This is a genomic window from Vibrio sp. R15-SG3-ISO1A, assembly GCF_059833955.1.
In genome coordinates this window covers 1-12,790 of the sequence record NZ_JCBDGH010000092.1, presented here as the reverse complement: position 1 = coordinate 12,790, position 12,790 = coordinate 1, and the positions used below count along the sequence as shown (strand labels likewise).

Here is a 12,790-nt window from a genome sequence, read left to right as displayed (position 1 = left end):
CATATCAACACTAATTGAGCGGTTCCCTTCTCAAGACATTAGACCTTTGGCTAACTTAACAAGTTATTAACATCACAAATTTATCAGTAAACCTCGCTAAGCGCCCATTTTAGGGCCCTTTTTATCCTTATCGCCCCGACTAAAGTTGAAAGGTTTTTCGCCCATTGCCTTGCTAATGTACATGGTGAAACATTTTTTTAACAAGCACTGACCTCACTAGCAGGTTAACCGAACACCCCATTTAACTAGCGAAATCGTAAGGAGGCGGCAATGGCATTCGAAAGTCAGGAAAGAGCCAAAGCCTACTGGGATAAAAACGTAAAACTGATGATCACCTTAATGGTCATCTGGTTTGTCGTATCTTTTGGCTGCGGCATATTATTTGTCGACGTACTGAATGAAATTCAAATCGGTGGATACAAACTCGGCTTCTGGTTTGCCCAGCAAGGCTCCATCTATACGTTTCTTGGCATTATTTTCTACTACGCGTGGAAGATGCGCCAACTGGACCGTGAATTCGGCGTGGATGAGTAAGGAGTCACTCAGATGGATTTGAAAACAATCACGTACCTTGTTGTGGGTGCCACTTTCATTCTCTATATCGGGATTGCGATTTGGGCACGCGCTGGGTCAACCAAAGAGTTTTATGTCGCAGGCGGCGGGGTTAACCCGATTGCCAATGGTATGGCGACCGCAGCGGACTGGATGTCAGCGGCGTCGTTCATCTCGATGGCGGGTCTGATTGCCTTTATGGGCTACGGCGGCTCCGTCTTCCTAATGGGTTGGACTGGCGGCTACGTGCTTCTCGCGCTGCTGCTTGCCCCTTATCTACGTAAGTTTGGTAAGTTCACCGTACCTGAGTTTGTCGGTGAGCGTTTCTACTCCAACACCGCGCGCGTGGTGGCGGTTGTCTGTCTTATCATCGCATCGGTGACCTATGTTATCGGTCAGATGAAAGGCGTGGGCGTGGCGTTTGGTCGCTTCTTGGAAGTGGACTACTCGACTGGCCTGTTGATCGGTATGTGTATCGTGTTTGTCTACGCGGTTATGGGCGGCATGAAAGGCATCACCTACACGCAGATTGCTCAGTATTGCGTCCTCATTCTTGCTTACACTATTCCTGCAATCTTTATCTCTCTGCAACTGACCGGGCACCCTCTGCCACAAATTGGCCTAGGTAGTACCCTTTCCGGGACGGATGTCTATCTGCTCGACCGGCTCGATCAAGTGGTGACCGAACTCGGCTTTACCGAGTACACCACCCAAGTGCGGGGCGATACGCTCAACATGTTCGTCTACACCATGTCACTGATGATTGGTACGGCAGGTCTTCCGCACGTTATCATCCGTTTCTTCACGGTGCCAAAAGTGCGTGATGCGCGTACCTCTGCCGGTTGGGCATTGGTGTTCATCGCAATTCTTTACACCACAGCGCCAGCCGTATCGGCGATGGCTCGCTTGAACCTGATGGATACCGTGAACCCAGCGCCGGGCCAACACCTGGCTTACGATGAGCGCCCAGACTGGTTTAAGAACTGGGAAAAAACAGGACTGCTAGGTTTCGAAGACAAAAACAATGATGGCTACATTCAGTACACCTCGAGTGCAGAGACTAATGAACTGAAAGTAGACCGTGACATCATGGTATTGGCTAACCCTGAGATTGCGAAACTGCCTAACTGGGTGATTGCGTTAGTTGCTGCTGGTGGCCTCGCGGCTGCATTGTCAACCGCTGCGGGCTTGCTATTGGCGATCTCCTCTGCCATCTCCCATGACTTAATCAAAGGTGTCATCAACCCGAACATCTCCGAGAAGAAAGAGCTGATGGCGAGCCGGATATCCATGGCCGTCGCCATTGCGGTGGCGGGCTATCTTGGTCTCAATCCTCCCGGCTTTGCCGCAGGTACGGTCGCCTTGGCCTTTGGTCTTGCCGCCTCCTCGATCTTCCCAGCATTGATGATGGGTATCTTCAGCAAGAACATCAACAAAGAGGGCGCGATTGCAGGCATGATCGCTGGTATCACCGTCACGCTGTTCTACGTATTCCAACATAAAGGCATCTTATTCATTGCCGATTGGAAATACCTAGAAAGCTGGGGCAGCAACTGGTTCCTAGGCATTGAGCCTAACGCCTTTGGTGCCATCGGTGCTGTCGTCAACTTCATCGTCGCCTTCGCGGTGTCGAAAGTGACCGCTGAAACACCACAAGAAGTGAAAGATTTGGTCGAGCACGTGCGTGTTCCAGCAGGTGCTGGCGAAGCAGTTGACCATTAATCCTTAACCTCTACCACAAAAGCCCCGTTTGGGGCTTTTTTATTCTTCAAATTGGGTTAACTTACGTTTGTAACGAAAAGCGCTTATCACTAAAAACAGTGGTAACGAAAAAACTTTGAGCGGTTGCAAGGAAGCCAAGATGTTCAAAAATAAACACTTTATCATTGCTCTATTGATTGCCCCGATTCTTTCCATCATCGCCTATTTCGGTACCGATTTGGCCGTGAGTGAAAAGCCGCACGCCGCCAAAGAGGGCCAAGCGTATAAGTTGGTCAGCAAATCCAACTGCCGTTATACCAGTGGTCTGTGTGACATGGAAAATGGTGAGTTCAAAATTAAGTTTCGCTCTGAAAAGTTGACCGAAGAGACGTTAGAACTCTCAATGAGCTCACTGCACCCACTGCAAGGGGTCAAACTGTCGCTAGTGAATGACATCGACACCACCACGACCCCCGTCGACATGCAGCGCGCCGACAGTGAGGGCAAACAGTGGTTCATCACCCTACCCAGCCCCGCCTCCCAAGAGAGTTGGCTGCGCGTCGCGGCGCAATCCGATGGCACCCTCTACTACGGTGACACCCAAACAGCGTTTGTGACCTATGAGACCTTGTTTACTGGCAATGAATGATGGGCCGCAAAGGAACCATGAACGAAAAGGGAAAGCGATGTTCGCTTTCCCTTTTCGTTTACACCGATGAATTTTCCGTCAGGCTAAAGCCCATTCAGCATGGCTCTCAATTTCAACGGTTTGACCGGCTTGGCGATAAACGCAAATCCGCTCGACTCGATGCCTTGCATCATCTCTTGGGTGCGATCGGCGCTGATGATCACCCCTTTAAATCGCGCGCCCAGTCGCAAGCGACATTGCTGCAACACTTCTAAACCCGTTCGGCCGTGATCGAGACGGTAATCGGACAAAATCACATCCGGCTGCCACTGCTCGTCCATCGCCGCCAGCGCGCTGACCAGATCGGTGGCGCTGCGCACCTCACATCCCCAGCGGCCAAGCAGTGTCTCCATCCCCACCAAAATATCCGTTTCGTTATCGACACACAGCACGCGCAAGTGGCTGAGATCGCCGACACTTGGCGCCGCGGCAGGCGCAGGAGCTGGGCTGGCATGCACCGCGCGCGGCAGACGAATCGAGAACACGCTGCCACGCCCAGGCCATGAACGCATCCCTATTTCATGATTGAGTACATGCGCGATGCCTTTGGAAATGGCGAGCCCCAGACCCAACCCTTGATCGCGTAGCCCTTGGCCATCTTGGGCATGACTGCCGCGATTAAACTCCTCAAAGATCTCTTGCTGCTTGTCTTCATCAATCCCCACGCCGTTATCCCACACCTCAATGCGCGCCTCACCTTGGATGCGGCGCACGCCGAGCACCACTTTGCCTTGTGGATTATAACGAAACGCATTGGTGAGGAAGTTTTGAACCACGCGGCGCAGCAGTTTAGGGTCCGACTCAACCACCAAGTCACTTGGCATCATGCGAAAGTCGATGCCTTGCTTTTTCGCTAGAGCGCTAAACTCGGCGTTGAGGTTGGAGAGCACATCATTGAGCGCAAAGGGGTGAATGTGCACTTCCAGCTTGCCAGACTCCAAACGCGAAATATCGAGCAGATCGCCAATCAAATCTTCTGCCGCGCCAAGGGCACTTTCGATATGGTGAGCAAGGCGCTGCGCTTCGGACTCTTTCCCCTCCTCCATAGCAGTCGAAGAAGAAATAGAGACCGAGTCAGCTTTCGTCACTTCAGATAAGGAGGAGGCAAACAAGCGCGCGGCATTAAGCGGCTGCATCAAATCGTGGCTCACCGCGGCCAAAAAGCGTGATTTGGACTGCGATTCGCGCTCGGAACGCTGGGTCGCACTGACCAATTTTTTGTTGAGTTTTTCCAGCTCAAAGGTGCGCTCTCGAACGCGCTCTTCTAGGGTTTCATTGGCGTCAATAAGCGCCTGCTCGGCGTCGCGGAACACGGTAATGTCGGTAAAACTCATCACAAAGCCGCCGCCGGGCATCGGGTTGCCTTGCACCTCAATCACGCGTCCATCGGGCCTGACACGTGAAGAGGTGTGGCGCGTGCCTTGTTCTAAATGATACACCCGCCTGCGAACGTGATCTTCTGGGTCACCGGGGCCACACAGCCCCTGCTCGGCGTTGTGGCGAATCACATCGGCAATTGGCCTACCCACTTGAATCAAGCCGGGCGGAAACTCAAACAACTCAAGATAACGCTGATTCCACGCCACCAAACGCAATTGCTTGTCCACCACGGCAATGCCTTGGCCAATATGCTCAATCGCCCCTTGCAGCAAGCCGCGACTAAAGTCATACAGCTCGGATGCCTCATCGACAATGGTCGCCACCTCTTCAAGCTGCATGTTGCGCCCTTGCAGCGCAGAGGTGAGCACCAACTTCGCCGATGAGGCACCAAACACGCCGGCCAACACGCGCTCAGTATGGCGAATCAAAGTCGAGGGCGCTTGCTGATTAGGCATCAGTGTCTCACGTTGCTGCTGCCAATATTGACGAAACGCGCTGCGCACCCGCTGCCTGCCGACAAAGCGCGACGCGAGCATTTCCAACTCACCGACCGTCACTCGGCTCTGGTAGAGGCTCATGTTCTCACTCTCTGGCAGCGGCGTACCGATAAACGAGGCTGACTGTAACCGCTCACTGAGGCTCGAGCGCGTCACGCTCGACACCAGCAAATAGAAGAACAGGTTAGCGCTGATGCTCAGCAGCATCCCCCAATCAGAGCGCGCAATGCCCAGTGATGCCAACCCTTCTGGCGGCGTGATGATCCACAACAGGAAGTTGCTTTGTGCATCCCCCGCTAAGATGCCGGTTTGGCTCATCAAGGTGATCAGCCACAAGGTAAAACCAAAACCTAGCCCGACATACACGCCTTTGCGATTGCCTTGACGCCAGTACATGCCGCCAATCAGCGCCGGGGCAAACTGGGTGATCGCCGCAAACGAGAGAAAGCCAATTGCAGAGAGCGAATGAATGCTGCCCAGCGCCTGATAAAAGCCCCAAGCGCCAAGCAGTAGCAGCAAAATCAAGCCGCGACGAATGATCAACAGCAAGCCGGAAAAGTGACGATGGTTACGATGCGAGAGGCGCATACGGCGCAGCAGCAATGGCATCACCATATCATTCGACACCATGATCGCCAGCGCGATGGTCGAGACAATCACCATGCCACTGGCCGCCGAGGTGCCGCCCAAAAACGCCAGCAGAGCGAAATCTTGCGCGCCCACCGCCATCGGCAAGCTGATCACATAGGTATCTGGGCTTTCGCCGCTTAAGATGCCTTGGCCAACCCACGCAATCGGCAGCACAAACAGCCCCATCAACACCAGATAGAGCGGGAAGAGCCAGCGCGCGGTATGTAAATCTTGCGCGCGTTCGTTCTCCACCACCATGGTATGAAACTGACGCGGCAAACAGACGATCGCCATCATGGTCAAGGCGGTGTGGATCAGCAAGGTCGGGATATTGGGGGATTGATACGTCTCGGCGGCAATCGCCATCAACTGAATGTCACTGCGACGAAAGGCGAGGTAGAGAATAAAACAGCCGACCACCAAAAACGCCACCAGCTTGACCAGCGACTCAAACGCAATCGCCATCATCATGCCGCGGTGGTGCTCGGTATTATCAATATGACGCGTACCAAACAGCATGGTAAACACCGCCAGCGCCCCGACCACAAACCAGGACACATCAAAACCAAAGCGGGCGAAATCCTCACTCACACTCGGCGCGATGATCTCTAGCCCCATGGTAATGCCACGCAGTTGCAGCGCGATGTAGGGCAAAATGCCAATCACAGCAATAAAGGTGATCGCCACTGCTAGCCCTTGAGATTTGCCATAACGAGCCGCGATAAAATCGGCGATGGAAGTAATATGCTCACGCTTGGCGGTGATCACCAAGCGAGCGAGGACGCGCCAACCGAGGGTAAAGACCAGAATCGGCGCCACATAGATAGGCAGAAAGGACCAAGGATTGCTGCTCGCCTGACCGACGGTGCCATAAAACGTCCATGAGGTGCAGTAGACCGCAATCGAAAGGCTGTAGACCCAAGGCCGCCAGCGCGACAACCACTTGACGCGATTATCGCCATACCATGCGATCAAAAAAAGCAGCCCAAGATAGAGAAGCGAAACCGCGATCACCAACCAACCTTGCATTCGATATCCTTATCGTCGTTTATCGGTACTCCCCATCGCCGCGCCAGTGAAGTGAGCGATAAGGGTTAACTTATTAAACGAATTTGCTGGCGGCAACTCAATCGACTTGAGTAAATTCTGTGCTTTACGCGCCGCTTTCCGTGGCTTTTTCTCCCTCTTTCGGCTCTGCTTCTTTGGCGGCTTGCTCTTCATTGACAAATTGCTCAGAGGTCACGGGATTATCTTGTGGCGCCACTTTAATAAACAGAGACACAGCGCCCATCAAGGCCATCGCCCAGAAGACGTTTGCGCCCCAGTGCTCAAAACCCCAGCCGCTTAAGGTCGTCATCAAAGCAATCACAGCGCCAAGCGGAATGGCATTGTACAAGGCTTGCAGCGCCACCATTTTTCTCTGCTCAGAGTGTTGTATGTACTGAATCGCGGCAATGTGCGCCACCGCAAAGGTCACGCCGTGCAGCAGTTGAATCAGCACCAAAGCGAGCAGTAGCGTCGTCGATGCCGTCATGCCCCAACGCACCATCACGCCGATTGAGGCGAGCGCAAACATAGCGCGCAGTGACCAACCAGAAAACAGTCGCTTGCTCAGGGCAAACACCGCCACTTCCGCCACCACCCCTAAGCTCCACAAATAGCCGATGATGTCTTCGGAGTACCCCGCCGCTTTCCAATGAATCGCACTAAAGCTGTAGTAAGCCGCATGACTGCCCTGAATCAGTGCCACCAGCAGGAGAAACTTCACCACTGGCCCTTCACGCAGCAGCTCCATCAATTTCGGTCTCACGCCTGCGCTGACATCACTGGTCACCGGCATAGGCTGGATGCGCCTTAAACTCATTAGCCAAGCCGCAAGCATGCCCGCCATCGCCGTCAACACAATCATATCGCTGCCAAAATGGGCAACCATAAACCCGACCACAGTCGAGCCGGCAATAAAGGCAATCGAGCCCCACAAGCGCGTGCGACCATAATCGAGCTTATTGAGCCGCGCGTAGTAGTTGGCCATCGCATCAGAGAGCGGCACAATCGGCCCGCAGCAAAGGTTAAACAGCACCGTCACCAGCGCCATTAACCAAAAACTTCCACCGGTAAAAAAGTGGAAACCGACAAACAGCAGCCCCGCCAAACTGAACCAACGCAGCGCCGGCATTAAATGCTCCACCTTATGAATGCGCGGCGTTAACACCAAGTTCGCCACGCAGCGCGTCGCAAAGCCAATCCCGACCAAGACACCAATGTCGGTCGGCGTCACTCCTTGGTTTTCAAACCACAGCGCCCAAAAAGGCAAATAGACGCCATAAGCAAAAAAGAACCCCGCAAAATATTGTGAGATCCAACCATAGGGAGAAGGAGTGAACATGCAAACCTCAGTCAGGATAAGGGAGTAGACAACGGCGGCATTATGACCGCGTTTGCATGGAATAAAAAGGGAAGAAGTTCCTAGAGTGGAGTTCCTAGTTCCTAGAAGACAGTGCCTAGAGGCGAGTGACTAGTTCCTAGAAGTGGGTTGCTAGAAGCACGAGCCGAGTTCTTAGAATCAGACCTCTAGGAACTCGGAACTAGGAACTAGGAACTAGCCACTAGGCACTCCCCCCCCCTATAAGACCAAAGTCGTCTGGCATTTATACGCTGATCGCGCACACTTTATTTATTCACCTCCCCCGACCTGTAGAACGAGAGTGTAGAGCCGCTATGCCTGATAAATTCAATATGCAGTCACCGCCGTTTGATAGGCTGAGTGAAGCGCAGCAAACCGAGTTGCGCTCGGCGCTGGATGTCGCCTATTTCCGCACTAAAGAGAGCTTGATTAAGCCCGGCGCGCGTGTGGAGCACCTGCATATTTTGATTAAAGGCGCGGTGGAAGAGCGCTCGCAGGATGGCAACGAAATTTTTGCTCACTACGCCAATGATGACTTGTTTGATGTGCGTGGCCTGTTTGATGGCCAATCTAAGCACCATTACGTGGCGCTAGAAGATACTCTCGCTTACCTGCTGCCCAAAGCGACCTTTATGGCGCTCTACAACGAGAATGGCCAGTTTGCCGCCTATTTTGATACTAACCTCGCGCGCCGTCAGGAATTGATTGAAGCCGCGCAGCAGCAGCAAAACCTAGCCGAGTTCATTCTGACCAAAGTCGATAAAGCCATCTATCATCCACCGATGGTGATCGCCCCCAATATGCCGCTCAATGAGGTGACTCGCACACTCAAAGAGAACGCTATTGATGCCGCGCTGGTACGATTAGAAGAGGATGATCCAAGGCTTGCCGACCATCCTCATGAGCTGCCCTTTGGCATTGTCACACGCACCAATATGCTCCATGCGGTCATGTTGGATGACCACCCGCTCGACACCCCAGTGGGCGAGATCGCAACCTTTCCTGTCATCCATGTCGACGATGGCGAGTTTCTGTTTAATGCGATGATCAAAATGACGCGTCAACGCATGAAGCGCGTGATGGTCGCCGATGGCAAAGAAGCGGTCGGTATGCTGGATATGACGCAAATCCTCAGCGCCTTTTCCACTCACTCACACGTGTTGAGTTTGAGTATTGCCAGAGCGAGCAGTGTCGAAGAGCTCGCGCTCGCGTCGAACCGCCAGCGCCACTTGGTCGAGAGCCTGCTTGGCAATGGTATTCGCACCCGCTTTATCATGGAGCTGATTTCTGCCGTTAATGAACAAATTATTGAGAAAGCCTTTGAACTGATTGTTCCTCCCGCCCTTCACGATCACTGCTGTTTGATCGTTTTAGGCTCAGAAGGGCGTGGGGAGCAGATCTTAAAAACCGACCAAGACAACGCGCTGATTCTCGCCCCCGACCTCGAATGGCCGCAGTGTGATGCCGTCATGCAGCAGCTGACCCATACCTTGCAGCAGCTGGGTTATCCGCTCTGCCCGGGCAATGTGATGGTCAACAATCCGCAGTGGGTCAAAAGCCAGACGCAATGGAGCGCCACCTTGAGCCGCTGGGCCAAAGCGAGCAGCGCCGATCAGATTATGAACTTGGCAATTTTCAGTGATGCGCATGCGGTGGCGGGCAATCTCGCGCTCCTCGACCCCATCATGGAACACCTGCATCGCTTGATGTTCAACAACATGTTGGCGCTGCAGGACTTTTGTCGTCCGGCGCTGCAATTCTCTTTGCCATTGACGCTGTTTGGCAACGTCAAAACCGACAAAAAGGGAGTCGATCTGAAAAGTGGCGGCATCTTCCCCATCGTGCATGGTATTCGTACCTTGGCGCTGGAATACGGCATTGAGGAGCACAACACCTTTGAACGCATCGAAAGTCTTGCGCGCAAAAAAATCCTCGAGCCTGATACCGCTGACAACCTCAGTGAAGCGCTGAAACTGTTTTTTAAACTGCGCCTTCATCAGCAGCTTGGCAACCAACACACCCACAACCGAATTGAGCTCAAACAGCTCGATCGCACCGAGCGCGATCTGCTGCGCCACAGTTTGCACGTGGTGAAGAAATTTAAGCAGTTTCTCAGCTATCACTACCAGATCCGAGATTGAGGTCATCCATGAACCTATTGATGCGTCGTTACTGGTACTACAAACTCAAAGGCAGCCCCTACCAATCGTTATTTGGCGCGTTGCAAAAAGGGGAGTACGTGTCACTCGATTGTGAGACCACCAGCCTCGACCCCAACCGCGCCGAGCTGGTCACAATTGCAGCGACCAAAATCATCGACAATCGCATCCTCACCAGTGCGCCCTTTGAAGTGCGCCTGCGCGCGCCGCAATCGCTCGACTCGGGCTCAGTGAAAATTCACCACATTCGCCACCAAGACTTGCTCGATGGCATCGATGAAAAGCGCGCTCTGATCAAACTGCTCGATTTTATCGGCAATCGGCCTTTAGTCGGCTATCACATCCGCTACGACAAGAAAATCCTCGACTTAGCGTGTCGTAAGCAATTGGGGTTTCCTCTGCCCAACCCACTCATCGAAGTGAGCCAGATCTACCACGACAAGCTGGAAAAACACCTACCCAACGCCTATTTCGATTTGAGCCTCGATGCCATCTGCAAACATCTCGACCTGCCGCTGCAAAGCCGCCATGACGCGCTGCAAGACGCCATCGCGGCGGCGATGGTGTTTGTGCGTTTAACCCACGGCGACCTACCGAGCCTTAACTTGCCCTACGTCTCACGCTGAACGTACGCAAGGCGAACGTACACAAGGAGAGTGCGCGAGATCGCAAAGTTCGCCATTACGCCGACCTCAGCGACCGATATCTCGCCCATTCATCCTAAAGTCTAATTGTCGAATCGGGGGCGGTGGCCGAAAGTGAACAGTAATTCAAACGCTCACCGTTTAAAACGACAACAAACAGGACACCTTTGCTTGGCAAGCCCAAGCAGAGCATAAGGAGATTAGCCATGAGTGAAGCCCACGTGTATCCAGTCAAAGAGAACATCAAAGCCACAACCCACGCGGACAATGACACCTACCTTGCCATGTACCAGCAATCAGTCACGGACCCAACCGCGTTTTGGAGCGAGCACGGCAAAGTGGTGGATTGGATCAAACCCTTCACTAAAGTCAAAAGCACCTCGTTCGATACCGGCCACGTCGATATTCGCTGGTTTGAAGATGGCACACTGAACGTCTCCGCCAACTGTATTGACCGCCACCTCGCCGAGCGCGGCGATGACATCGCCATCATCTGGGAAGGGGATGACCCGGCAGACGACAAAACGCTCACGTTTAACGAGTTGCACCAAGAGGTGTGCCGTTTCTCTAACGCACTGAAAGAGCAAGGCGTACACAAAGGCGATGTGGTCTGTCTGTACATGCCGATGGTACCGGAAGCGGCGATCGCCATGCTGGCCTGTACCCGCATTGGCGCGGTGCACACCGTCGTGTTTGGTGGCTTTTCACCGGAAGCGCTCTCTGGCCGTATTATTGACTCCGACGCCAAAGTGGTGATCACCGCCGATGAAGGTGTGCGCGGCGGTCGTGCGGTGCCTTTGAAGAAAAACGTCGATGAAGCGCTCACCAACCCAGAAGTGAAAACGATTGAAAAAGTCGTGGTGCTCAAACGCACAGGTGGCGACATTGATTGGCACGATCACCGCGATGTGTGGTGGCACAAAGCCACCGCCGCAGCCTCTGATCACTGCCCACCGGAAGAGATGAAAGCCGAAGACCCGCTGTTTATTCTCTACACCTCAGGCTCAACGGGCAAACCCAAAGGCGTGCTGCACACCACGGGTGGCTACCTAGTCTACGCCACCATGACGTTCAAATATGTGTTCGACTATCAACCGGGCGAAACCTTCTGGTGTACCGCCGATGTGGGGTGGATTACCGGTCACACCTATCTGATTTATGGCCCGCTCGCCAATGGCGCTAAAACCATTTTGTTTGAGGGTGTGCCGAACTATCCCAACACCAGTCGCATGAGTGAAGTGGTCGACAAGCACCAAGTCAACATTCTCTACACCGCGCCCACCGCGATTCGCGCCTTGATGGCGAAAGGCAATGAAGCCATCGAAGGCACCTCACGCGACAGCTTACGCATCATGGGCTCGGTCGGGGAACCCATCAACCCAGAAGCGTGGGAGTGGTACTACAAAACCATAGGTAATGAGCAATCTCCGATTGTCGATACCTGGTGGCAAACCGAAACCGGCGGCATTTTGATCACGCCGCTACCGGGCGCAACGGACCTCAAACCCGGCTCGGCGACCCGTCCTTTCTTTGGCGTTCAACCTGCGCTGGTCGATAACATGGGCAACGTAATTGAAGAACAAGCCGCTGAGGGTAACTTGGTGATCCTCGACTCTTGGCCAGGGCAGATGCGCACCGTGTATGGCGATCACGAGCGTTTTGAGCAAACCTATTTCTCCACCTTCAAAGGCATGTACTTTACCGGCGACGGCGCCCGTCGTGATGAAGATGGCTACTACTGGATCACCGGCCGTGTCGATGATGTGCTCAATGTCTCCGGTCACCGTATGGGTACCGCTGAAATTGAATCAGCGCTCGTTGCGCACGAGAAAATTGCCGAAGCAGCGATTGTTGGCATTCCGCACGATATTAAAGGCCAAGCCATCTACGCTTACGTGACGCTCATCGACGGCGAGTTCCCTTCTGCCGAGCTGCACAAAGAGGTCAAAGATTGGGTAAGAAAAGAGATAGGCCCAATTGCCACCCCAGATGTACTACACTGGACCGATTCGCTACCGAAAACCCGCTCGGGCAAAATCATGCGCCGCATTCTGCGCAAGATCGCCACCGGAGACACCAGCAACCTCGGCGACACCTCCACCTTGGCCGATCCAAGCGTGGTCGACAAGCTCATC

General features: G+C 53.6%; 8 protein-coding genes. 6 read left to right on the top strand and 2 right to left on the bottom strand.

Going from position 1 to position 12,790, the window contains the following annotated elements; all coding sequences use genetic code 11:
* Positions 1–270 precede the first annotated feature (270 nt).
* From AC6R0L_RS16645 to AC6R0L_RS16635, 3 genes are all read left to right on the top strand, one after another.
* Complete coding sequence (locus tag AC6R0L_RS16645; RefSeq protein ID WP_500627486.1) at positions 271–534, top strand: DUF4212 domain-containing protein; 264 nt, start codon at positions 271–273, stop codon at positions 532–534.
* Between the two features lie 12 nt (positions 535–546).
* Positions 547–2,274, top strand: a complete 1,728-nt coding sequence (locus tag AC6R0L_RS16640; protein WP_500629841.1) for a sodium:solute symporter family protein — start codon at positions 547–549, stop codon at positions 2,272–2,274.
* Positions 2,275–2,413: 139 nt separating this feature from the next.
* Positions 2,414–2,902, top strand: coding sequence for a hypothetical protein (locus tag AC6R0L_RS16635; protein ID WP_500629840.1), 489 nt, complete (start codon positions 2,414–2,416; stop codon positions 2,900–2,902).
* Between the two features lie 83 nt (positions 2,903–2,985).
* Here AC6R0L_RS16635 and AC6R0L_RS16630 read toward each other — a convergent pair whose 3' ends face one another.
* Together AC6R0L_RS16630 and AC6R0L_RS16625 are read right to left on the bottom strand one after the other, a co-directional pair.
* Positions 2,986–6,477: a hybrid sensor histidine kinase/response regulator gene (locus tag AC6R0L_RS16630; protein ID WP_500629839.1), complete on the bottom strand. Its 3,492-nt coding sequence runs from the start codon at positions 6,475–6,477 to the stop codon at positions 2,986–2,988.
* 124 nt (positions 6,478–6,601) lie between these two features.
* Positions 6,602–7,834 carry a 3-phenylpropionate MFS transporter gene (locus tag AC6R0L_RS16625; RefSeq protein ID WP_500629838.1) on the bottom strand — a complete coding sequence of 411 codons (1,233 nt, stop codon included), beginning with the start codon at positions 7,832–7,834 and terminating at the stop codon, positions 6,602–6,604.
* Positions 7,835–8,166: 332 nt separating this feature from the next.
* On the opposite strand from AC6R0L_RS16625, the gene AC6R0L_RS16620 reads away from it, so the two are divergent.
* The 3 genes from AC6R0L_RS16620 to acs form a co-directional block, all read left to right on the top strand.
* Positions 8,167–9,993: a DUF294 nucleotidyltransferase-like domain-containing protein gene (locus AC6R0L_RS16620; protein WP_500629837.1), complete on the top strand. Its 1,827-nt coding sequence runs from the start codon at positions 8,167–8,169 to the stop codon at positions 9,991–9,993.
* Positions 9,994–10,001: 8 nt separating this feature from the next.
* Positions 10,002–10,637 (top strand): 3'-5' exonuclease, encoded by a 636-nt coding sequence (locus tag AC6R0L_RS16615; protein ID WP_334554707.1) that lies wholly within the window; start codon positions 10,002–10,004, stop codon positions 10,635–10,637.
* A gap of 224 nt (positions 10,638–10,861) precedes the next feature.
* The coding region (gene acs / locus AC6R0L_RS16610) for an acetate--CoA ligase (RefSeq protein WP_500629836.1) at positions 10,862–12,790 on the top strand (1,929 nt) is incomplete at its 3' end.

What these genes read in the sequence shown, in the direction of transcription:
- AC6R0L_RS16645 (WP_500627486.1), top strand. Translation starts at nt 271, where the DNA reads ATGGCATTCGAAAGTCAGGAAAGAGCCAAAGCCTACTGGGATAAAAAC.
- AC6R0L_RS16640 (WP_500629841.1), top strand. Translation starts at nt 547, where the DNA reads ATGGATTTGAAAACAATCACGTACCTTGTTGTGGGTGCCACTTTCATT.
- AC6R0L_RS16635 (WP_500629840.1), top strand. Translation starts at nt 2,414, where the DNA reads ATGTTCAAAAATAAACACTTTATCATTGCTCTATTGATTGCCCCGATT.
- AC6R0L_RS16630 (WP_500629839.1), bottom strand. Translation starts at nt 6,477, where the DNA reads ATGCAAGGTTGGTTGGTGATCGCGGTTTCGCTTCTCTATCTTGGGCTG.
- AC6R0L_RS16625 (WP_500629838.1), bottom strand. Translation starts at nt 7,834, where the DNA reads ATGTTCACTCCTTCTCCCTATGGTTGGATCTCACAATATTTTGCGGGG.
- AC6R0L_RS16620 (WP_500629837.1), top strand. Translation starts at nt 8,167, where the DNA reads ATGCCTGATAAATTCAATATGCAGTCACCGCCGTTTGATAGGCTGAGT.
- AC6R0L_RS16615 (WP_334554707.1), top strand. Translation starts at nt 10,002, where the DNA reads ATGAACCTATTGATGCGTCGTTACTGGTACTACAAACTCAAAGGCAGC.